Raw genomic sequence first — 21,533 nt, forward strand, 5'->3', positions numbered from 1 at the left:
GCCGTCTGGGCCCGCGGATCGCGCGGCAACAAGCCGCTTGGCGAAACGCATCGTGTCGGCTAAGCATTGGCGAGCGCGGGCGTAGTTCAATGGTAGAACGGCAGCTTCCCAAGCTGCATACGAGGGTTCGATTCCCTTCGCCCGCTCCAAGCTCCGCATTGGATGCCGACAATGCGAAGGTGAATTGTCCACCGCTTCCGATAGCGCCGGATAAGACGAGTACGCGGTCTATGCTGCGCGATGAGGTGCAGCTGCGGCGTCAGGACGGTATGCGTTGCGCGCGCCCGGTGGAGGGCGGACCTCCCCTGCCGCTCCGCACTTTCGCTGCAAATCGATCAGGACCGCGCGGTCTCGAACCTGACACCAACCCGACGTTCGCGGGAGATCGTGAAGATGGGCGTCGCGGCAGGTGCAGATCTTTTGGCTGTCGCGATCGACTGACGGGCAGGGACCGTGCGCGCGCCGGAGCGTCGTTGCGGCCCTGGCTTCCTCAACCTGCGCGGCTGACGACACGGCGGCCGGCCGGAGGAGCGGTTCTGAAGATCGTCCGGTTGCCAAGATGCAGCTGGGACATGATCACGCCTCTCATCCTCGAAAAACTGCCATCGAATACACCTTTAAGGTGTATTTCAATTGACTAGAAAGTCCTGATGGCACAAGTTTCACGTGTATGTATTTTCATTACAATCATAGATTAAACCCAATCATGGATTGTTAAGGGGCCGGATCGGCCCCGACATCTTCGTTTCGGCAAGGGGAACGTCCAGTGGCAGAGCAGCCTGTCTCATCGACGGGAGTCGATAACTATTCCCGATACGGCGACTATCTTTCCGCGCAGATGCAGTCCAACCGCAGCTTCGGTTACGGTCTGTTCATTTGCAGGATGCAGGCGGCACCAGGTCCCGTCTGCTCGGCATTCTGGCTCTACTCCAACGCGCCCTCGGCGGCGCAATCGCCCGACGTAGCGCAGAACTGGAATTGGAACGAGGTCGATTTCGAGTTCGTCCCCTTCACCCAGGCGACCCAGGCGGCCTACGCCACCTTCGCGGGCGGGCTGCCAAAACCGAATGACCTGCAAACCTTCGGCGCAACCGTCGCTCTGGGAGATCCGCGTTCGCAGACACTCGATCCGGCCGCGACCTCTTGGACACTCGGCTTCACGCGGACCGATGAGGCCATCGCGCAGCAGATGTGGGCCTACTACAATACGTGGATGGGCGCGCCGGGCGCTCCGCCCAGCGGCGGAACGTTCGTCCTGGAGGACGGCACGACTGGCGCCAAGACCGGTGATCTTGCTTACAATATCAGTTCCGGCGACCTGCAGACAGCGCTCAACAAACTCAACAGCGGCACCGGCTTGTTCGGCGCAGGGCCGGTCACGGTCACCGTCGCGGCGTCGGGCGGTTCGGGAAACATCAACAGCGGCCAGCTCAATCAGATCGATATCACCACGGCTGGCCTGATCGGACAGCTTTCGGGCGGCGAGGCGGTCTCCGCCGTGGGTAACCCCGGTCTGCTTCCCGAAGGGACCTTCATCACCGAGGTCGACCAATCGACGTCGATCGTCACGCTGAGCCAGGCCGCCAGCGCGCCCGTATCAGGCCAGACCTTCCAGTTCACCCCCGTGAACGTTTGGTCGGTTGGCCTCGCCGGTAGCCAGCCAGTCAAAGACGTGCTGATCATCGATACAAGTGATCTCACGCCGGAGGGCACGCTCGGAAGCGTGATCGCCGGCCTCGGCGGTCCCGGTGGCAACGAGGAGACCGCATTCAATGTCTCCGTCTTCCAACCCCTGCACGCGCCGGCGCGCGGGTCGACCTGGTGGGAGTTGCTCGTCGACCAGACCGGGCCCAATTTGATCTGGCCTGACGCGACGACCTGGAAATATCCGCTGACGTCGCTCGCGGCTCCATCCGACCTCGACATGACCAATGCCGTGGCGCTCAACTACTGGCGGAGCCCTGCCGGCCAAGCCTCGAATACCGTCGATTTCACCGGATGGCCCGACGTCACGCACACCGGAATACTCCGGGTGAGCCCCATACCCGGCACGAGCGATCCGAACTCCTTCACCTCGGCGGTGCTCAACAACGAGGCGTATCTGTTCGACACGTCTGGAAACTTCGCGCCTTACAGCGAGTTTCATACGTACACCATCGCGTGGACGCCGACGCGTGTGGCGCAGTACATCGACGCGCCGAACGGCGGCCGCGACATCTCCAATGCCACCCCGGTCGCGGTGTTCGACCGCACTGATTTCCCGTCTGTCGCCAAGTCCGGACCACAGGCGCCGGGCGCGGAGATCCCGTGGATCAGCAGCGAAATGAACATGCCGGTGGGGAACGTCACGATAAATCTCGCCAACTACGTCGCCTTCATGGCTGCCGGTGCGGGACCAAACCCTCCGGTCGAGACGACAGGCAGCCTCACCGCAAATTCGACGGCCGTCACCGTTTCCGATCCATCGGGGATTTTCGCCAGCCAAGTCGTCTCCGGGGCGGGAGTGCCGGCGGGAGCGACGGTGACGGGCGTCAACGGAAGTATTGTGACGATGAGCCTCGCCGCCACGACGAGCGGCACGGGGGTCCCGCTGCAATTCGTGCCGACCGCCACGGTCACGACGACAGGCGACCTCGCGACCGGATCGCCGACGATCTCCAACATCGCTGCGGCGCAGGGAATCTTCGTCGGCCAGCAGGTCTCGGGGGCAGGCGTCCCGGAGGGGACGACGGTGACAGGCGTCGCGCCGCCCGATGTGATCATGAGCGCCAACGCCAGCGCGAGCAGTTCGGGAGCGCCGCTGACCTTCACCACATTGTTCGACGCGACGACGACCGGCGATCTGACCCAAGGTTCGACGATCATCACCAATGTCGCCAATCCCTCGATTGCCCTCCCGGGCCAGTCCGTCTCCGGTCAAGGGATACAGAATGGGACGAGCGTGGTCAGCGTCAACGACACCATGGTCACGCTGACCCAGGCCGCCGCCGCGAGCGGGACGGGCGTCGCGCTGACGTTTGCCACGATGCAGTCCGGCGTCGGGTGGTCGGGTCCCCCTCCCGGTTCTGACTTCACCAACGTGGCGGCCTTCGTGCAGACGATCGGCTGGTACCCGCTCATCCCTTTCAAGTCCGGCAAGGACACGTCGGATTTCGACCTGCAGAGCGACGATGCCCTGTGGCTCGATTTCTCCGACGGAACGTGGACTGCGAGCGATTTCGCGACCGACTTCTCGAAATATTTCGGCATCCTCTACGCGCAGGACTTCACCAGCGCGGGCGGCGCCGGCTCGGCTCCGCTGCGCGATTCGAAGAGCCCTCTCGCCGTATCGTGGGTGGGGGGGCCCAACGGCACTGGCGCCATGCAACTCGCCTGTGCATCGTCGGTGGCCGATCCGGCACGCAATTTCTTCGTCCTGCTCCCGAGCCAGGAAAGTCCGGGCGTGTTGGGCCCCGGCAATCCTCTCGTGCGCGCCGTGGTTCAGTCGACCGGGATCACTTTGAGCGCCAACGCGACCCAAAATGGCGACGCGTTGCTGACCTTCACCAGCACGACCACAGGCGATCTGTTCGAAGGAATAACGGCGATCTTCAACGTCGCAGACCCGTCGCTCGTCCAGATCGGTCAGTCCGTATCCGGACAGGGAATCGCGACCGGCACCGTGGTAACCGACGTCAATGCATCGGCCGTCACCATCAATTGGCCTCCGACGTCTTCCGGCACGGCGGTCGCGGTGACCTTCGTCAGCACGACGACCGCGACGCTGATCCAAGACGAGGCCGCCGTCACCCTCGCTGACCCCTCGTGCGTCGTTGCGGGCCAAGCGGTCACCGGGACAGGAGTGCCGGCGGGCACGACCGTGGCGCGTGCGAGACAATACTACGCCGCAACCAGCTCGGTCGGCACGCCCACCGCGTTCTACGCGCCGCCGGCGAATACGAGCATCGAGCTCTTCGTAGGCGTCTGGACCAGTTCGGCCAGCTACTTCCCCCAAGCGACGGTCCAGCCGTACTACACCGCCGAGATCATTGCTTCGACCAGTGCGGAGGGGGCGGTGTCGTGGGCGATCAAATCAGATCCGAAAGGGGCCCTGACCATCGATCCGAGCAACCCGTTCCGCATCGCCGTCGCAGCGCCTTCCGGGTAATCGGATCGCTGGCGGTTTCGGCCAGGCAAGGCTCGCCGAGGCCGGCGCACGGACCTCGCCGGCGTGCCCTCGCCAGCATGCCCTCGGCGCGAAACCAGGGATGCGAGCGGGTCAGCCGCGGGCTGAGCCTGAAACGGCAGTCTGTGGCGCCACCCGCTTCGCATAGATCGCCTCGATCTCCGTCGCGAAAGCACGCTCGATCGCCGGGCGCTTGTTCTTCAAGGTCGGCGTGATCAGGCCTTCCTGTATGGTCCACGGCTCCAAGGTCCAATGCACGGCTTTCGGCGTCGCGTAGGAGGGATAGGCCTTCACGGCGCGGGCGATGTGCCGCAGCAGCGATGCCGCCTCGGCCTCGGTGCCGCGCTGGCCGTGCGCCGCGAGCCGCGCCTGCTGCTCGGCCCAGCCCTTGGCATTGAGCACGACGATCGCGGCCAGGAACGGCCGGTTCTCGCCGATCACGATTGCCTGCTCGAACAGCGGATCGGTCAGGATCGCGGTCTCGAGATCGGCAGGCGCGATCTTCTCGCCGGTCGAGGTGACGAGGATGTCCTTGATCCGACCGGTGATGGTGATGCGTCCCGCATCGATGCGGGCCTGGTCGCCGGTGTGCAGCCAGCCGTCCGCTTCCTTGATCCGCGCGGTTTCCTCCGGCCGGCGCCAGTAGCCGAGCATCACGTTCGGGCCGCGCACCATCAGTTCGTCATTGTCGCCGATGCGCACCTCGATGCCGGGCAGGGCGCGACCGACGGTGCGCGGGTCGTTGTCGTCGGGCGTGTTGACGCTGACGACGGGCGAGGTCTCGGTCATGCCGTAGCCCTGCAGCACCTCGAGCCCGAGCGCCAGGAACAGCCGCACCACCGGCTCGGCGATCGGCGCGCCGCCGCTGACGGCGACCCGCAGCCGTCCGCCGAACCGGGCCAGCACCTTGGCGGCGACCAGGCGCTGCAGCAGCGGCCACGCGATACGGTCGAACGCTGACAGGCTCGTTTCGCGCCCATGCTGCGCATCGAAGCGACGGCCGCCGATCGCGATCGTCAGGTCGAGCAGCGCCCGTTCGAGCGGGTTTGCGGTCCCGCGATGATGCATGACCAGCGAGTAGATGCGCTCATAGATGCGCGGCACCGAGATCAGGATGGTCGGACGGACCTCCACCAGATCTTCGGACAATTGTTTCACCGACCGCGCATAGGCGACGCAGGCGCCGATGGCGATCGGGTAATAATAGCCCGCGGTGCGCTCGAACGTGTGCGACAGCGGCAGGAACGACAGGAACACGTCGTCGGTGTCGGCCGCGAGCCGTTGATGAATCGCCTTGAGGTTGGAGACGACGTTGTCGTGCGACAGCATCACGCCCTTGGGCCGGCCCGTCGTGCCGGAGGTGTAGACGATGGCGGCGAGGTCGTGCGGCGCGATGGCGGCCTGGGCGCCGGAAGGCGCGGCGTTGCCGGCTGCGTTCAACCACGCGTCCAGATCGACGAGGCGCGGATCGCCGGTCGGGCCAGCCGGTTGTCGGTCGGCGCAGATGATGCGCCGCAGCTCTGGCAGGGCCTCGCGGACCGCCGCGATCTCCTCCCAGCGGGCGTCCGAATCGACCAGCAGCAGCCGGGCGCCGGAATCGGCGAGGATGTAGGCGATGCTGTCGGCGTTATCGACGGCGTGCATCGGCACCGGCACCAGGCCGAGCGACAGCGCCGCCTGGTCCATCGCGAGATGCGCGATCCCGTTCGGCATCAGGATGGCGATACGCTCGCCCCGGTCGAAGCCCTCGGCCGCAAGCGCCCGCCGCCAGCGGGCGACGACGAGATCGATCTCGCGCCAGCTGAAGCTCGCCCATCGGCCGCCTCGCGCGTCGAAATGGCGGTAGGCCGGCTTGTCCGGGCTCTGTGCGACGCGCCAGCGCCAAAGCTCGGGCAGGGTGGTGATGGCGGCCAGCGTGCCGGCCGCCATGGCGTGATCATCGATGGGATTTGATTGCTGCACGCCCGTCTCCGGCGATCCTGGACTCCGTTGCGAGCAGAAGCTCTGCAGCGGCGGATCGCGTCCGACGTTGACGTAGCGCAATCATCGCAAGGCAGGTCGCGCATCCGCGCATGGGAGCCCGGCCATCGCGGCAGGCCGGCACCGCAACGGACGCCGGACCGGTCGGAGCGTCCATCAGGCGCCCTGCGGGACCTTGTCGAGAAATCCGGTGACGCGCTGGATGCGGCCGTCGGCCAGCTCGACGAAATCCGTGCCCTGGATCGGGGCTTCCGCATTCTCGGGGCCGAGCTCCCAGGAAAATCGCAGATGAGGACCGTGGCCGTCCGCAGCGCCGACCAGGCGAAAGCGGAAGTCGGGAAAGCGCTGCTGCACGCCCGCGACCAGGCCATCCACCGCGTCGCGTCCTTCGCCGCGCATCATCGGGTCGACGTAGAGCGCATCCTTGGTCCAGTTGCGCGCGAGCAAGGTGCCGCGCTGCGCGGCGTCGCGTTCGTTCCACAGCGCGATGTAGCTCTCGGCGATCTCGGTCGGGTTGGTCATCGGTGCTCTCCATGTTGTGAACGATGAGGAGCCCATCATCGCGCCCGGCGCGCAGCGAATCGATTACGTCGAACGTCATCTCATCCGGAATGACAGAACTGTAAGTTGCCGCCTGTTTGCGCGAGGCCTACGTCTCGCGCGGCGGCGGTGCGGGGAATGCGTCTCATGATGTCCGACACTTGGAAGTGGATTGCCGTCGCGATCTGCCTGGTGCTGTTCACGGCGGATACCGTGCTCAAGCCGCAGGACAAGCCCAATCGCATGGTCTTCTTCGAGCTGCATCGCGGTGAGAGCCCGACGATGATCGGCATGATGCGCGACGACCTCGTCAAGCTGCCGGGACGCGGCGCCAGCCGCATCCGCGATGCGCTGGCGCGTGGCGAGACGTTAACGGTCTGGCAATATGAATTAAAAAAGATTGAAGACGGCAGCTATCAGGAGGTGCCGGAGCGGCAGATCGAGCTCGGCGCCGCCGATGCGCCGCTCGTCACCTTCGGTGCGCGGATTCGGCTGCCCGATAATTAGTTCGATCCGCCGGGGCCGTGAGCGTCGGGAGGCCGATCGTCTCCCGGCTGCTGGCGCGGTGTCGGCGCGACCTCGCTTCATCTCCTCCCGATCAGACGGCGCGGTGCCGCCTGACCCCAACCGCAGTCATTGCGGCGCAGGGCCAGGAGCGGACGGCACAAACTTGTGATTGCGTCGACGGCCTCTCCTGACGTCGTCGCATGACGCCATGCCCGCGCGAGCCCTCACCCGCCATCGGGACCGCACCAGCGCCGCTGGGCCGGCGATCCGCGGGATTCGCCTCCCGCCCTGATTGGGGTGTGTCGTGCGAAAGCGCGGCCCCCGGGTTTCTCCGGAGTGCCGGTCGTGCCGCCGTGACGCCGCTGCCGCGCCGATGGGCGAATCATGCCGGGCCTCCGCCTTGCTCGTGGCGCGACCGCCATGTCCGGAACCAGCGTTCGGCCATTTTCGGTGGTAGCGACTCATTGGTGCAGCGGGCTTGCAACACTCGCGGTGAATTTGGCTTTGGTCGCTGCGCTCTCCTGGACAAAAACACGATCTCGAAACACGCTGCATGTGCGATTTGGATTTGGCCTTCGCGTTCCGGTTCTGCGGATGGGGTCGTGATTGCAAGGTCCACCGCAGTCCAAGCATCACAAGAAGCGCATCACACGAAGCGTGCCAAAGTCGGTCAGATCGGTTTCGCCGGGTTGCACTGGGGCTCGACATGAAATTCTGGACGGGATTGCTTGCGGTCGTTCTGTTGCTGTCGGGGGTCGGCGCCAGCCAGGCCGTGGTCCGGATCGCCGATGACCGCGGCGGCCGGATCGGAACCTATGTCGACAGGTACCAGGGCCTGCGATCTTCCGGGGAGTACGTGATCATCGACGGGCTCTGCGCATCGGCCTGCACCATCGTGCTCGGCGCCATCCCGCACGAGAAGATCTGCGTCACCTCGCATGCCAATCTCGGTTTCCACGCCGCCTGGGATTTCGGCGCCAACGGCCGGGCCGTCACCAATCCCGAGGCGACCCAGATGCTTTACTCGATGTACCCGTCGCCGATCCGCCGCTGGATCACCCAGCGCGGCGGCCTGACGCCCCGGATGATCTTCCTGAAGGGCAAGGAGCTGCAGGCGATGTACAAGCCCTGCTACATGGATGCCCAGGCATCCTCGCCCTCGTCCTCGCATGTCGCTCCCAATGCGCCGGCCATCTCTCCGGCCGCGGCCAAGGCCTCCGCCTCCCATTGATAACGGCTGGCATTTGGGCTGATCGGCCTCCCGACTGCGGCGCTTGCCTGGACCGGTTGCGGGGCTTATCTGGAGTCTGAGGGGCGGGCCGCGTGGTCGGCTCCGGCCGATGAGTACGCCATCATGCAGCCTCTTTCAGCGCCGCAAGAGATACCGTCCGTGTCGCAAGCCCGGCGTCCCGCCGCTGTGCCGGCCATCGCGGCGGGGCTCGCGGCGGTCGGGCTCGTCCTCGGGGCCGTGACGATGTGGGCGCAGTACGGGACCGCGGTGTTCTTCGAGACCCTCGCGGCCGGCTTGCAGGCCTGCTTCTGAGAGACAGTGAAGGAGCGCGCAATGCCGTCCAATATCACCCGTCCGCTGGTGATCGTCGGAGCCTTCGCCGCCAGCCTGGTGATCGGGCTGTCGCTGATGTTCCTCGTCATGGGCGGCGGACGCAACATCGCGGCGCCGGCGGCGATCGGCGGCCCGTTCCAGTTGACCGACCAGAGCGGTGCGGTCGTCACCGAGAAGAGCCTGGAGGGGCGGCCGACCCTGATCTTCTTCGGCTTCACCCATTGCCCTGACGTCTGCCCGACCTCGCTGTTCGAGATCTCCGAGGTGCTGCGCGCGATGGGCAAGGATGCCGACAGCGTCAACGCCTATTTCGTCTCGGTCGACCCGGAGCGCGACAATCCGGCCGCGATGAAGGATTACCTCTCGAGCTTCGACCCGCATCTCAAGGGCCTGACGGGCGATCCCGAGGTGCTGGCGAAGGTTCTCACCGAATACCGCGTCTATGCCAAGAAGGTTCCGCTGAAGGACGGCGACTACACCATGGACCACACTGCTTTGGTGTATCTGATGGACCGCAATGGCCGGTTCGTCGCGCCGTTCAACCTGAAGCGGACGCCCGAGGAAGCTGCGGCGGATCTCAAGAAATACCTCTGAGCGCGTTAACGCTCCAGCCGGGCGGCTGCCTCCCGGCCGAATCCAGCCTCGAATTTGCGCTGGGATGCTTTATAAGGCGGTGACCATCGGGACCGCTGATGCCGACCGTCTTGTCAAAGCCCGTGAAATCGACCCGTCTCGCCCGCGCCGCCGCTGGCGCGTTGCTGTGCTTCGGCCTCGCCGCGGCCGGTTCCGAGGTGCGCGCGCAAGCGCCGGTGAGGCCGGTCGTCGAGGCGGCGCCGCAGGCCGTCCCTGGTTTCTGGGATCCGCGCCGCCGGCCGGAGCGGCCCGATCTGTCGCGCCTCACCGTGATTCGGTTCCTGACCGAGACCGACTATCCGCCGTTCAACTTCACCGGCCCGGACGGCAATCCGGCCGGCTTCAACGTCGATCTTGCCAGGGCGATCTGCGACGAGATCAAGGTCACCTGCACCGTCCAGATGCGCCGGTTCGAAACCCTGCTCGACGCGCTGTCGTCCAACCGGGGCGATGCGATCATCGCCTCGATCGCGGTGACGCCGCAGATGCGGGCGCGGGCCGACTTCTCCGATCCGTATTACCGCGCGCCCGCGCGTTTCGTGTCCCGCCGCGACGCCGTCATGACCGAGATCCGCCCCGAATTTCTCGAGGGCAAGAAGATCGGTGCCGTCGCCGGCACCGCGCACGAGGCCTACCTCAAGGCGATGTTCACCGACGCCGAGATCAAGACCTATCCGAACGACGAGGCGCTGCGGCAGGCGCTGCGCCGCTCTGAGGTCGACCTGATCTTCGGTGACGGCATCTCGCTGGCGTTCTGGGTCAATGGCACCGATTCCGGCGATTGCTGCGCCTTTTCCGGTGGACCTTTCGTCGAAAGCCGTTATTTCGGCGAGGGCGTCGGCATCGCCGTGCGCAAGGGCAACGACCTCCTGCGCCAGGCGCTGAACTGGGCGCTGTTCCGGGTCTGGGAAAAAGGCCGCTACACCGATCTGTGGCTGCGCTACTTCTCGATCAGCCCGTTCTAGAGTTTCACCTGCCGGGTGGGCGAAGGCGTCATGCGCCCGGCCCGCCGTCGCTGCGCATCCACCGTCATTGCGAGGAGCGGAGCGACGAAGCAATCCAGAAGCCTTGTGACGGCTGGATCGCTTCGCTTCGCTCGCGATGACGCCCTGTGTTAGTTTTCTGCTCCTTCGAAACCGGTACTTCAAGATGTCCACGATCGATCTCGTCCCGACCAGCCCGAGCGACCTGCGCGCGCTTGCCGAAAACTCCAACGCCTGGCCGTTCGAGCAGGCGAAGGCGATCGTCAACCGGCTGAAGAAGACCCCGAAGGACGAGGTGCTGTTCGAGACCGGCTACGGCCCGTCCGGCCTGCCGCACATCGGCACCTTCGGCGAGGTCGCGCGCACCACCATGGTGCGCCACGCCTTCCGCGTGCTGACCGAGGACAAGATCAAGACCCGCCTGATCGCGTTCTCCGACGACATGGACGGCCTGCGCAAGGTGCCGGACAACGTGCCGAACAAGGAGATGCTGGCCATGCATCTCGGCAAGCCGCTGTCGCGCATCCCCGATCCGTTCTCCAACGAGTATCCCTCGTTCGCCGCGCACAACAATGCCCGGCTGCGCGCCTTCCTCGACCGGTTCGGCTTCGACTACGAATTCGCCTCCTCGACCGAGTACTACACCTCCGGCAAGTTCGATGCGGCGCTGTTGCGCATGCTGGAGCGGCTGGAGAAGGTGATGGCGATCATGCTGCCGTCCCTGCGCGAGGAGCGCGCGGCGAGCTACTCGCCGTTCCTCCCCATTTGCCCGCGCACCGGGCTGGTGCTGTACGTGCCGATCGTCGAGCACGACGCCAAGGCTGGTACGATCTCCTATGACGATCCCGAGACCAAGGAGCGGATGACCGTTCCGGTCACCGGCGGCCATTGCAAGCTGCAATGGAAGCCGGACTGGGCGATGCGCTGGCACGCGCTCGGCGTCGACTATGAAATGGCCGGCAAGGACCTGATCGATTCGGTGAAGCTGTCGGGCAAGATCTGCGCGGCGCTCGGCGGCACGCCGCCGGAGGGCTTCAACTACGAGCTGTTCCTCGACGAGAAGGGCCAGAAGATCTCGAAGTCGAAGGGCAACGGCCTGACCATCGATGAGTGGCTGCGCTATGCCTCGCCGGAATCGCTGTCGCTGTTCATGTATCGCGAGCCCAAGGCAGCGAAGCGGCTGTATTTCGACGTCATCCCGCGCAACGTCGATGATTACCAGCAGTTCCTCGAGGGCTTCTCCAGGCAGGACGCCAAGCAGCAGCTCGGCAATCCGGTCTGGCACATCCATTCCGGCAAGCCGCCGAAGGCCGACATGCCCGTCACCTTCCAACTGCTGCTGACCTTGGTGTCGTCGTCGAACGCCGAGAATGCCGAGACCCTATGGGGCTTCATCGGCCGCTACCGGCCAGGCGTGACGCCGCAAACCCATCCCAAGCTCGATGCGATGGTCGGCTACGCGATCAACTACTATCGCGACTTCGTCGCGCCCACCAAGACGTTCCGCGAGCCGACCGAGGGCGAGCGCGTGGCGCTGCAGGATCTGCGCGACGCGTTGTCGAACCTGCCGGCGGAGGCGACGGCCGAGGACATCCAGAACGTGGTCTACGAGATCGGCCGCCGCGAGCCGTTCCTCGACCACGCCAAGAAGGGCAAGGACGGCCGCCCGGGCGTGTCGCTCGACTGGTTCAACATGCTCTACCAGGTGCTGCTCGGCCAGGAGAAGGGCCCGCGCTTCGGCTCCTTCGTCGCGGTCTACGGCCTGAACAATGCGGTGGCGATGATCGACGGGGCATTGGCACGCAGCGCGTAAGGCCAACGCTGGTCATGACACAAAAGGTGTCGTCCCGGCCTTGAGCCGGGACCTATAGCCACCGGCCAACATGTGGCGGAGGGTCTCCGCCATCTTCTCAACCAATCAGGATTCCGCGGTATGGGTTCCGCTTTCGCCGGGACGACGGCGGAATGCGCGGCGGCGCTTTCCACCGCCGCGCGGCGAGCGAACTACACCCCTTGCAGCACGAAGCGGCGGTCGAGCTTCTGCACCGGGCGGGCGTTCATCGGATACAGTTTGGCGAATTTCGCCACGTCGGCTTCCGCGACCGAGACCGGCTCGCTCAGCAGCAGCCATTCGACCACCTCCGAGCAGGGCGGCGTCGTCAGCGAGCCGGCATAGCGATAATAGGAGCGGCGCGCTGGCAGCATCATGTGGGGATTGATGCGCGGATCAGCCTTGACCGCGGGACCCTCCTTGTCCGGCATCGTCGCGACGATCTGCGCGAAGGCGGCGTTGGGGCGGCCGGTGGTCATGAGCACGCCGAGGACGGCGAGGCCGCCGGAGGCGGCGCGATGCACGAAATGCGCCTCCATCGGATAGTTCTTGCCGCCGATCTGGTGCTCGCTCGGACGATGGAAATGCACCTGCAGCAGCTTGTAGGTGGTGCCCTCGAGCTTCATGGTGCTGCTGCCATCGGCGAAGTTGAGCTGGATGGTGTGGCCGTTGTTGACGATGGTGTCGGCGGTCCTGGCCCAGTTCAGCCTGAAGTCGGGCAGCTGGGCCCGAGTCGAGTGCTCGATGTCGATGGGCGATTGCTGGGTGCCGACGCCGCAGACCTTGTTGGCCGCGTCGAGATCACCCCATTTGGCCGGTCCGGTCGCGCCCTCATAGCTCCAGTGCGGGGCGCCCTCGGCGGCGAAGCCCGGGGTGGCGCAGACGGGGCACAGGGCGAGCCCCGCCAGGGCCTTCAAGACGTGGCGGCGGTCCATGACAATCTCCAAAGGTTCAAGCGTGGGCATGATCGGCTGCAAATCGCGCGCAACAGGAAAGCCGAATCAGGTTAACTCTTGCTGAGGAACCGGTTGCACCCTCGCGAATTCGCGGTCGCTCAGATACAGCCTGAGCGGGTCGGCCGCCGAACTGTCCCGGGCAAACGATGCTTGAGTTCGCCGCCCCCTGCCGATACGGTCGGCCGCTCCCGAAAACATCAGCAAACTCAAGCTCAAGCCAGGACCGCGCGAAGGTGCCCAAAATCTACAAAATCTGCTCAGCTTCGGCCTGGCGCGAGGCGGAGCGGCTGGGCGTGTACCGCGGCAGCGCGGACGATCTGCGCGACGGGTTCATCCATTTTTCGACCGCCTCCCAGGTGCCGGAGACGGCGCGGAAGCACTTCTCGGGGCAGAGCGCGCTGTTCCTGGTCGAGGTCGAGGCGGATGCGCTGGGGGCAGGCTTACGCTGGGAGCGCTCGCGCAACGACGAGCTGTTCCCGCATTTGTATGGCGAGCTCGATCTCGGCGCCGTGACCGCCGTTCACCAGATGCACAGCCGTGCCGATGGCGGCCACGACCTTCCGGAATTGAAGCCGTGATCCGCGCTTTCGACCAGCTCTCGCTGCCGCTGCTCCGATGGCTCGACGCCGAGGATGCGCACCGGCTCGCCATCCAGGGCCTGAAGCTGCTGCCGGCGATCAAGCCGCGACCGGATGATGCCAAGCTCGCGGTGCGCGCCTTCGGGCTGAACTTCCCTAACCCGGTCGGCATGGCCGCCGGCTTCGACAAGAACGCCGAGGTGCCGGACGCGCTGCTGCGGCTCGGCTTCGGCTTCGTCGAGATCGGTTCGGTGACCCCGCGGCCGCAGAGCGGCAATCCGCGCCCGCGGCTGTTCCGGCTGGAGCGCGACGAGGCGGTCATCAACCGCATGGGCTTCAACAATGACGGCGCCGAGATCGTGCTGCGCCGGCTGGCCGGCCGCGCTCATCAGGGCGGCATCGTCGGCGTCAATGTCGGGGCCAACAAGGATTCGGCCGACCGCGTCGCCGACTATGTCCGGCTGATCGAGACCTTCGCGCCGGTGGCGAGCTATTTCACCGTCAACATCTCCTCGCCCAACACGCCGGGCCTGCGCAATCTCCAGCAGGCCTCGCAGCTCGACGATCTGCTGTCCAAGGTGCTCGAGGCGCGCGACCGTATCAGGCGGAAATCCGGTGACACCCCGGTTCTGCTCAAGATCGCCCCCGATCTCAGCCTGGCCGAGCTCGACGACGTCGTCCACGTCGCCCGCTCGCGCGGCGTCGACGGCATGATCGTGTCGAACACGACGCTCGCCCGGCCGAGCTCGCTGCGCGAGCAGTTGCGCGCCAGGGAGCAGGGCGGCCTGTCCGGGCGGCCGCTGTTCCGGCTGTCGACCCGCATGGTGGCCGAGACCTTCGTGCGCGTCGAAGGCGCGTTCCCGCTGATCGGCGTCGGTGGCATCGACACCGGCGGCGCCGCGCTGACCAAGATCCGCGCCGGCGCCAGCCTGATCCAGCTGTATTCCTCGCTGGTCTACAAGGGCCTCGGCCTGGTCGAGAGCATCAAGGCCGACCTGACCTCGACCCTGCTGCGCACGGGACGCGATTCGCTGTCGGAGATCGTGGGCGCCGATGCCGCCACGATCACCGCCGAGGATTGGCCGGTCTAGCGCGCGGTCTATCGTCGACAAAGAATGTAGGGTGGGCAAAGCGCAGCGTGCCCACCCTTTGCACGTCAAGGAAGGCGGCGGGCACGCTGCGCTTCGCCGCCCTACGACCCTCATGATTTCCCGAACGACGCCCGCAACAGCGCCGGATAGCGCGCGGCCTGGAAGCCGCCGCGCGCCGCGTAGAAGCTCAGCATCGCGATCCACAGGCCCGTATTGCCGAAGCCGCGCAGCGCCAGCCAGGTGCCGAGGAAGACGACCAGCGCCGCCACCATGAGGTTGCGCATGTCGCGCGCCCAGGTGGCGCCGATATAGACGCCGTCGAATGCAAAGGCGAACACCGACAGCAGCGGCGACGCCACCACGAACGGCAGGTAGTCGCGCGCCGCACGGCGCACGGCATCGCTTGCCGTCATCACGTCGATCAGCACCGGCCCGAACAGCGCGAAGATCGCGGCCACCGCGAGCGCGAAGCCGAAGCCCCAGGTCAGCACCAGCCTCGTGGCGCCGGCGAAGGCGTCCTTGTCGCGCGCGCCGAACGCGTAGCCGCAGAGCTGCTCGGCGGCATTGGCGAGCCCGTCGAGGAAGAAGGCGGCCACCAGCAGGAAATTGTTCAGCACCGCGTTTGCGGCAAGCGTCGTGTCGCCGGCGCGCGCGCCTTGCGAGGTGAAGAACAGGAAGGCCACGATCATCGCCGCGGTGCGGATCATGATGTCGCGGTTGACGGCCATCATGTGCATCAGCTTGGCGCGGTCGAGCAGCGCCGCACGCGACATCCGGGCGTCGGCCTTGACCAATCGGCGCGCCAGCACGAGGCCGATCGCGACACCGACCGTTTCCGCGATCACGGCGGCGATCGCCGCGCCGGCGATGCCGGCCTGCAGCACCTGGACGAACAGGATGGTCGCGGCCATGTTGATCAGGTTGATCGCGACCTGAACGCCCAAGGCCAGCCGCGCACGCGCCAGTCCGACCAGCCAGCCGAGCAGCACGTAGTTGGCGAGCGCCAGGGGCGCCGACCAGATCCGGACGATGAAATAGCTGTGGGCCGCGCTCAGCACGGCGTCGCTGCCGCCCATGATGTCGAAGATGATCGCGCCCAGCGGCAGTTGCAGCGCGATCAGGCTGACGCCGATCAGCGCGGCCAGCACGAGGCCGCGGACCAGGACCATCAGGATCTCGTCGGTCTCGCCGGCGCCGAGCGATTGCGCAGTGAAGGCGAGCGTGCTGGCGCGGAGGAACGCGAACAGCCAGAACAGGCAGTCGAAGATCACCGAGGCCATGGCGACGCCGCCGAGCATGGCCGCTTCGCCGAGCCTGCCGATCGCCGTGGTCGAGACGATGCCGATCAGCGGCGTGGTCAGATTGGCGATCATCGCGGGGCCCGCGATGTCGAACACCTGCGCAGTCGTGACTTTGGCTGAAGCGGTCAAGAACGGCTCGTTGATTGGCGAAACGCGCGACACGCGCGTCTCTGCCGTTCTTAGCGGCCTTTCGCCTCTCCCGGCTAGAGGTCGATGCTCATGCCGTCATGCGCGGCCACGTGGTCGATGCGGTCCAGCCGGCCCAGCATGTCGTCGCTCATATGGGTGAGCACCAGCCGCCTCGGCCTGATAGCATCGAGATGCGCCTCCAGCGTCGCGAGGCTGAGATGGTTCTTCACCGCCTTGTCGTAGGTATAGGCCTCGGCAATCAGCAGGTCGGCGTCGCGGCCGAGCGGGATCAGGCTGTCGGTCCATTCGGTGTCCGCGGTGTAGGCGACGATCTTGCCCTCGGCCTCGATCCGATAGCCGAGAAACGGCCCGCCCGAATTGCCGTGGACGACTGGAAACGGCGTCACGCAGACCTTGCCGAAGCGCGCCGTCTGCTCCGGTTCAACCTCGATCACCGACAGCTCGAATTTCCGCGGCGTGCGCGACGAATGCTCGAACAGCGCCTCCATCACCTGCGTCAGCCGCGCCGCGATGCCGGCAGGGCCGGCGATCACCAGCGGCAGCGTCCGCTTTGAAAACTGCGCATCGAGCAGCAGGAAGGGGAGTCCGGCGAAATGATCGCCGTGGAAATGCGTGATCAGGATCAGTTCGATGGCGTTGCAGGCGATGCCGAGCCGCTTCAGCGCCGGCAGCGACGACGCGCCGCAATCGATCAGAAGGTTGGTGCGCGCCGCCGTCAGATGGAAGCAGGTATTGGACCTGCCGCCCGATCCGAACGCGTCACCGCAGCCGACGAAGCGGAGCTGCATCGGCTGCGTCTCTCTAGCGCCCGCGCGGGGCGAACAGCCGCGACAGGAGCCAGACCGGAATCACGATGACGGCGCCGAGCAGGAAGTAGCGCCACAGCCAGTTGAAGGCGTCGAAGCCGAGCTCGTACAGCCGGATGAACAGCAGCCGGATGCTGTGCAGGATGTTCAGCGGATCGAAGCCGATCGCCGACAGCACCACGCCGACCAGGATCGACAGCAGCACCAGCCGGAACGCGACCGACAGCGGCGAGCCGCCGAGAAAACGGTACAGGCCATCCGAGCTGCGGGCGCGGGCCGGATAGTCCCTGACGTCGTTCGACATGGCATCGTCTCCAGGCGGGTTCGTCGGATTCGCGAGCCCGATTATAAAGCACGGCAGGGCAGGTGGGGAACCCGGCTCAGCGCCGCAAGGCGATTACTGGCATTTAATGTTCCCGCGCCGTCACCCCGCCGTCTCGCTCTTCAGCATGCGCTCCAGCGTCTCCAGCCGGTCGGCGTCGCGCGGCGGCTTGTCCCAGCGCAGCCGGCTGATGCGCGGAAAGCGCATCGCGATGCCGGATTTGTGCCGCGGCGAGCGCTGCAGGCCCTCGAACGCCACTTCGAGCACAAGGCCCTGCTCGGGCTCGTGCACGACATGCCGCACGGGACCGAACTTCTCGGTGGTGTTGCGGCGGACGAAGCGGTCGATCTGCAGGAGCTCCTCGTCGGTGAAGCCGAAATAGGCCTTGCCGACGGGGACGAGCTGATCGCCGCCGTCTCCTGCCGTCCAGACGCCGAACGTGTAGTCGGAGTAGTAGGACGAGCGCTTGCCATGGCCGCGCTGCGCATACATCAGCACGGCATCGATGATGTGCGGATCGTGCTTCCACTTCCACCATTGCCCCTTGGGACGGCCGGGCAGATACAGCGCGTCCCGCCGCTTCAGCATCACGCCTTCGACCGCCTCGGCATCGTCGCCGGCACCGGCCGAGGCGGGATTGGCACGCGCAGCCTTCAGCTCGTCCCAGGTCGCGAACGCAATCGTCGGCGACAGGTCGACGCGCGGGTCATCCAGACGCCGGATGAACGCTTCGAGCCGCTCGCGCCGCTGTTCGAACGGCAGCTCGCGCAGATCGTGCTCCTCATCGCCGAGCAGGTCGTAGGCGCGCAGGTGGATCGGATACTCCTTCATCAGCTTCGGCGACACCGTCTTGCGGTTCAGCCGCTGCTGCAGCACGTTGAAGCTCTGCACGCGACGGTCGCGCACCACCAGCAGCTCGCCGTCGAGCGCGCCGGGCAGATGCAGCGACGGCAGCAGGTCCGGGAAGCTTGCCGTGATGTCCTCGCCGCTGCGCGAATACAGCCGCGTGACGACGCGGCCATCGGCCTCGCGGCCGCTCACTGCCTGCACGCGGATGCCGTCCCATTTCCATTCCGCGATGTAGTCGGCTGCCTTCATGTTGGCGAAGTCGTCGTCGTCGACGGCATGCGCCAGCATCACCGGCCGGAACGGCGCGGGATCGCGATTGACCGGCTTGTCGCCGCGGCCTTCCAGCCAGGCGAACAGGTCGAGATAGGGCGGCGCGAGGCCCGGCCAGATCAGCTCGACCTCGTGCGGGTCCTTGTCGCCGAGGGCGGCGGCCGCGGTCTTGGCGAGGCGCGCGGAGATGCCGATGCGCAACGCGCCGGTGACGAGCTTCAGCAGTGCCCAGCGCCCAGTTTCGTCGAGTTCATCCAGCCATTGCGCGAGCTGCCGCGGCATCTCCGTCTTGCCGAGCGTGCGCAAGGTGGTGACGACCTCGGTCAGCGTCGGCGGTGGCGGGTTGTTGTGGCCTGCGGCGTGCGATCCGGGTGTGTGCGCTTCAGGGAAACCGCCTGTGTGGCACCCCCCTCCCTGACCCTCCCCCACAAGGGGGGAGGGAACGGAGGGAGTGGTGCTCGGAGGAGCAAGAGCACTTTTCGAGCTGCCGTTCGCTATCGAATGAGATGCAAACTCCGGGTCCCACTCGGCTCCCTCCCCCCTTGTGGGGGAGGGCTGGGGAGAGGGGTACCCGGAAACGAGCTGCTCATTAGGAGCGCCCTTCGGCCACATCAGCGCGACCGTCTCCGAGAGATCGCCGACATAGTCATACGACAGCGCGAACAGCGCCGGATCGGTGCGCGCGGCGATCAGGTCGCGGATCAGGGCCGGCTTGGCGTGCTTGAACGACAGCGCGCCGGTCAGCGCTGATAGCGCGTAGCCGCGATCGGGGTCCCCGACCTCGCGGAAATACGCCGTCAGCAGCCGCAGCTTGTTGTTGCGGCCGGGCTCGTAGGCGAGGCGGTCGAGCAGCTCGGCGAAGCGGTTCATGCCTCGGCGTCCTCCGTCGCCGCCACTTCGCTCTCCTCCTCGTCGCCGTAGCCGACCAGGTCGAGCGGCCGCGCGGCAAGCCCGCGCGACTGGCACCAATGCACCAGCGCGTCCTCCTGGCCATGGGTGACCCACACTTCGCTTGCGCCGGTCGCCGAGATGGTCGCGGTCAGCCCGTCCCAATCGGCATGGTCCGAGATCACTAGCGGCAGCTCGATGCCGCGCTGCCGGGCCCTGGCGCGCACCCGCATCCAGCCCGAGGCGAAGGCGGTGACGGGATCGGGAAAGCGCCGGGTCCATAGGTCGGAGGTCGCGCTCGGTGGCGCAAGCGTGATGGTGCCGGCAAGCTCGGCCTTCTTGACGCCCTTCACAGGCCGCAGCTCGCCCAGCGCGATTCCCTTGTCCTGATAGTAGCGCGTGATCTTCTCCATCGCGCCATGCAGGTAGATCGGCCGATCGTAGCCGGCCTCGCGGATCAGCGCGATCACGCGCTGCGCCTTGCCGAGCGAATACGCGCCGACCAGATGCGCGCGCTCGGGAAACAGCGCTACCGAGGCCAGCAGCTTGTTGACCTCCAGCGCCGCGTCGCCGTGACGGAACACGGGCAAGCCGAACGTCGCCTCGGTGATGAAGACGTCGCATTGCACGAGCTCGAACGGCGTACAGGTCGGATCGCGCGCATCCTTGTAGTCGCCGGAGGCGACGATGCAGGTCCCGCCGCAGGACACTTTGATCTGCGCCGAGCCCAGCACATGGCCCGCCGGGTGGAAGCTCACGGTGACGTCGCCGAGCCTGATCTCCTCGCCATAGCGGATCGGCTGCGTGTTGCCGGCAAAATTCTCGCCATAGCGCAGCCGCATGATGTCCAGCGTCTCCTGCGTCGCCAGCACGGCGCCGTGGCCGGCACGGGCGTGGTCGGAATGGCCATGCGTGATCAGCGCCCGCTCGACCGGGCGCACGGGATCGATATGAAAGCCGCCGGACTTGCAGCACAGGCCGGACGGAACGGGCAACAGAATGTCTTGCGGGCGCATCAAGTTCATATAGGTCTCGTCAGCCGGATTTTCAGTCTGTCCCATTCCCGGCCGGCATGCGCGGGCTTGACCCGCGCAGCCATCTCCTGGAATGACAGCCCGCCCAGACCATGGTTCCAGCATGCCCCACCGTTTCTTCCTCTCCTCCGGCGACCTGATCGCCGACCGCCGCTATGAGTTCGCCCGCGACCTGCAATTGAAGGGCGATCTGGCCGCGGCCGCGGAGGTGATGGAGCAGGCCATCGAGGTCGCGCCGAACTTCGCCTCGGCGTGGTTCGAGCTCGGCCAGATCAGGATTGCGCTCGGCGAAACCGACAAGGCGGTCGCCGCGTTCCAGAACGCCCGGGCCGCCGATCCGGATGACCGCCATGGCGCCGGCGTGCGGCTGATGCAGCTCGGCGCCGCGCCGCTGTCGGATATGCCGAAGGCCTATGTGCAGTCGCTGTTCGACCAATACGCGCCGCGCTTCGAGTCCGAGCTGACCGAGCGGCTCAACTATCGGGCGCCGAACATCCTGTTCAAGGCCGTGCTCGCAGTGCGCGCGGCCGAGCGCAAGCCGGCCTACTTCAAGCGCGCCATCGATCTCGGCTGCGGCACCGGCCTCGGCGCGGCGGCGTTCGCCAAGAACGTCGACAGCTTCATCGGCATCGACCTGTCGGCCGGCATGATCGCGGAAGCGCGCGCCACCGGGCTCTATGCCGGGCTCGAGGTCGACGATATGACCGCAGGGCTGGCGCGCCAGGACGATGCGTCTGCGGATCTCATTCTTGCTGCCGATGCGATGGTCTATGTCGGCGACCTCGGCCCGGTGTTGCGCGAGGCGCAACGTGTGCTGATGCCGGGCGGACTGCTGGCCTTCACCGTCGAGACCCATGACGGCGACGGTGTCATCATGGGCAAGGGGCTGCGCTATGCCCATGGCGCGGAATATGTCCGTAGCGTGATCGCAGCCGCGGGATTGAAGCTGGCTCACCTCGCGCCGGCATCGCCTCGGACCGAGGAGCAGCTGCCGGTGCGCGGGCTGGCCGTGGTCGCCACCAGGACTTGAGTCTACACGCTATTGAATGCGCTGCACGCAGCGTCCAATGCGGCAACTTCGCTCT

The 21,533-nt window shown here is 66.3% G+C and carries 18 protein-coding genes and 1 tRNA gene; 11 read left to right on the forward strand and 8 right to left on the reverse strand.

The genetic code is table 11. From position 1 onward, the window contains the following. Positions 1-75 precede the first annotated feature (75 nt). A tRNA-Gly gene (locus ACQR1D_RS04025) sits at positions 76-149 on the forward strand. Positions 150-766: 617 nt separating this feature from the next. Then, positions 767-4,147: a hypothetical protein gene (locus ACQR1D_RS04030; RefSeq protein ID WP_434838111.1), complete on the forward strand. Its 3,381-nt coding sequence runs from the start codon at positions 767-769 to the stop codon at positions 4,145-4,147. A gap of 111 nt (positions 4,148-4,258) precedes the next feature. Here ACQR1D_RS04030 and ACQR1D_RS04035 read toward each other — a convergent pair whose 3' ends face one another. Beyond that, a complete protein-coding gene (locus ACQR1D_RS04035) occupies positions 4,259-6,127 on the reverse strand; it encodes an AMP-dependent synthetase/ligase (RefSeq protein WP_434838110.1) in 1,869 nt (622 codons plus the stop codon). Positions 6,128-6,301: 174 nt separating this feature from the next. Continuing rightward, positions 6,302-6,667 carry a nuclear transport factor 2 family protein gene (locus ACQR1D_RS04040; protein ID WP_316181981.1) on the reverse strand — a complete coding sequence of 122 codons (366 nt, stop codon included), beginning with the start codon at positions 6,665-6,667 and terminating at the stop codon, positions 6,302-6,304. A gap of 165 nt (positions 6,668-6,832) precedes the next feature. On the opposite strand from ACQR1D_RS04040, the gene ACQR1D_RS04045 reads away from it, so the two are divergent. From ACQR1D_RS04045 to ACQR1D_RS04070, 6 genes are all read left to right on the forward strand, one after another. After that, positions 6,833-7,192 carry a hypothetical protein gene (locus ACQR1D_RS04045; RefSeq protein ID WP_315801576.1) on the forward strand — a complete coding sequence of 120 codons (360 nt, stop codon included), beginning with the start codon at positions 6,833-6,835 and terminating at the stop codon, positions 7,190-7,192. A gap of 706 nt (positions 7,193-7,898) precedes the next feature. Beyond that, complete coding sequence (locus ACQR1D_RS04050) at positions 7,899-8,423, forward strand: hypothetical protein (protein ID WP_316181980.1); 525 nt, start codon at positions 7,899-7,901, stop codon at positions 8,421-8,423. Positions 8,424-8,582: 159 nt separating this feature from the next. Next, on the forward strand, positions 8,583-8,735 hold the full coding sequence (locus tag ACQR1D_RS04055) for a hypothetical protein (protein ID WP_434893801.1): 153 nt from the start codon (positions 8,583-8,585) through the stop codon (positions 8,733-8,735). 21 nt (positions 8,736-8,756) lie between these two features. Continuing rightward, positions 8,757-9,350: an SCO family protein gene (locus ACQR1D_RS04060; protein WP_315801573.1), complete on the forward strand. Its 594-nt coding sequence runs from the start codon at positions 8,757-8,759 to the stop codon at positions 9,348-9,350. A 98-nt stretch (positions 9,351-9,448) separates the two neighbouring features. Continuing rightward, positions 9,449-10,354: a transporter substrate-binding domain-containing protein gene (locus ACQR1D_RS04065; RefSeq protein ID WP_316181978.1), complete on the forward strand. Its 906-nt coding sequence runs from the start codon at positions 9,449-9,451 to the stop codon at positions 10,352-10,354. Between the two features lie 184 nt (positions 10,355-10,538). After that, on the forward strand, positions 10,539-12,185 hold the full coding sequence (locus ACQR1D_RS04070; RefSeq protein WP_316181976.1) for a lysine--tRNA ligase: 1,647 nt from the start codon (positions 10,539-10,541) through the stop codon (positions 12,183-12,185). A gap of 191 nt (positions 12,186-12,376) precedes the next feature. Here the strand turns inward: ACQR1D_RS04070 and ACQR1D_RS04075 are convergent, their stop codons facing one another. Continuing rightward, positions 12,377-13,138, reverse strand: coding sequence for a carbonic anhydrase (locus ACQR1D_RS04075; RefSeq protein WP_315801570.1), 762 nt, complete (start codon positions 13,136-13,138; stop codon positions 12,377-12,379). 254 nt (positions 13,139-13,392) lie between these two features. Between ACQR1D_RS04075 and ACQR1D_RS04080 the strand changes: the two genes are divergently transcribed. Both ACQR1D_RS04080 and ACQR1D_RS04085 read left to right on the forward strand, forming a co-directional pair. Next, a complete protein-coding gene (locus tag ACQR1D_RS04080; RefSeq protein WP_315801569.1) occupies positions 13,393-13,737 on the forward strand; it encodes a DUF952 domain-containing protein in 345 nt (114 codons plus the stop codon). Beyond that, positions 13,734-14,828: a quinone-dependent dihydroorotate dehydrogenase gene (locus ACQR1D_RS04085; RefSeq protein ID WP_316181974.1), complete on the forward strand. Its 1,095-nt coding sequence runs from the start codon at positions 13,734-13,736 to the stop codon at positions 14,826-14,828. Before ACQR1D_RS04080 ends, ACQR1D_RS04085 begins: the two co-directional genes overlap by 4 nt. A 110-nt stretch (positions 14,829-14,938) precedes the next feature. On the opposite strand, the gene ACQR1D_RS04090 is transcribed toward ACQR1D_RS04085, so the two are convergent. From ACQR1D_RS04090 to ACQR1D_RS04110, 5 genes are all read right to left on the reverse strand, one after another. Continuing rightward, on the reverse strand, positions 14,939-16,225 hold the full coding sequence (locus tag ACQR1D_RS04090; RefSeq protein WP_434838211.1) for an MATE family efflux transporter: 1,287 nt from the start codon (positions 16,223-16,225) through the stop codon (positions 14,939-14,941). Positions 16,226-16,332: 107 nt separating this feature from the next. Then, on the reverse strand, positions 16,333-17,067 hold the full coding sequence (locus ACQR1D_RS04095; protein WP_434838108.1) for an MBL fold metallo-hydrolase: 735 nt from the start codon (positions 17,065-17,067) through the stop codon (positions 16,333-16,335). Positions 17,068-17,080: 13 nt separating this feature from the next. Then, a complete protein-coding gene (locus ACQR1D_RS04100; protein ID WP_315717950.1) occupies positions 17,081-17,389 on the reverse strand; it encodes a DUF6460 domain-containing protein in 309 nt (102 codons plus the stop codon). A gap of 120 nt (positions 17,390-17,509) precedes the next feature. Beyond that, on the reverse strand, positions 17,510-19,396 hold the full coding sequence (locus ACQR1D_RS04105; RefSeq protein ID WP_434838107.1) for an ATP-dependent DNA ligase: 1,887 nt from the start codon (positions 19,394-19,396) through the stop codon (positions 17,510-17,512). Next, positions 19,393-20,430, reverse strand: coding sequence for a ligase-associated DNA damage response exonuclease (locus ACQR1D_RS04110; protein WP_434838210.1), 1,038 nt, complete (start codon positions 20,428-20,430; stop codon positions 19,393-19,395). Before ACQR1D_RS04110 ends, ACQR1D_RS04105 begins: the two co-directional genes overlap by 4 nt. A gap of 121 nt (positions 20,431-20,551) precedes the next feature. Here ACQR1D_RS04110 and ACQR1D_RS04115 point away from each other — a divergent pair, with 121 nt between their 5' ends. Continuing rightward, positions 20,552-21,478: a methyltransferase domain-containing protein gene (locus ACQR1D_RS04115; protein ID WP_434838106.1), complete on the forward strand. Its 927-nt coding sequence runs from the start codon at positions 20,552-20,554 to the stop codon at positions 21,476-21,478. Positions 21,479-21,533: the final 55 nt, after the last annotated feature.

The organism is Bradyrhizobium sp. HKCCYLRH2047, assembly GCF_051168175.1.
In the GTDB taxonomy this organism is placed as follows: domain Bacteria; phylum Pseudomonadota; class Alphaproteobacteria; order Rhizobiales; family Xanthobacteraceae; genus Bradyrhizobium.

Excerpts from the sequence above, each read along its gene's own strand:
- ACQR1D_RS04040 (WP_316181981.1), bottom strand. The coding sequence starts at position 6,667 with ATGACCAACCCGACCGAGATCGCCGAGAGCTACATCGCGCTGTGGAAC.
- ACQR1D_RS04045 (WP_315801576.1), top strand. The coding sequence starts at position 6,833 with ATGATGTCCGACACTTGGAAGTGGATTGCCGTCGCGATCTGCCTGGTG.
- ACQR1D_RS04050 (WP_316181980.1), top strand. The coding sequence starts at position 7,899 with ATGAAATTCTGGACGGGATTGCTTGCGGTCGTTCTGTTGCTGTCGGGG.
- ACQR1D_RS04060 (WP_315801573.1), top strand. The coding sequence starts at position 8,757 with ATGCCGTCCAATATCACCCGTCCGCTGGTGATCGTCGGAGCCTTCGCC.
- ACQR1D_RS04065 (WP_316181978.1), top strand. The coding sequence starts at position 9,449 with ATGCCGACCGTCTTGTCAAAGCCCGTGAAATCGACCCGTCTCGCCCGC.
- ACQR1D_RS04070 (WP_316181976.1), top strand. The coding sequence starts at position 10,539 with ATGTCCACGATCGATCTCGTCCCGACCAGCCCGAGCGACCTGCGCGCG.
- ACQR1D_RS04075 (WP_315801570.1), bottom strand. The coding sequence starts at position 13,138 with ATGGACCGCCGCCACGTCTTGAAGGCCCTGGCGGGGCTCGCCCTGTGC.
- ACQR1D_RS04095 (WP_434838108.1), bottom strand. The coding sequence starts at position 17,067 with ATGCAGCTCCGCTTCGTCGGCTGCGGTGACGCGTTCGGATCGGGCGGC.
- ACQR1D_RS04100 (WP_315717950.1), bottom strand. The coding sequence starts at position 17,389 with ATGTCGAACGACGTCAGGGACTATCCGGCCCGCGCCCGCAGCTCGGAT.
- ACQR1D_RS04105 (WP_434838107.1), bottom strand. The coding sequence starts at position 19,396 with ATGAACCGCTTCGCCGAGCTGCTCGACCGCCTCGCCTACGAGCCCGGC.
- ACQR1D_RS04110 (WP_434838210.1), bottom strand. The coding sequence starts at position 20,430 with ATGCGCCCGCAAGACATTCTGTTGCCCGTTCCGTCCGGCCTGTGCTGC.
- ACQR1D_RS04115 (WP_434838106.1), top strand. The coding sequence starts at position 20,552 with ATGCCCCACCGTTTCTTCCTCTCCTCCGGCGACCTGATCGCCGACCGC.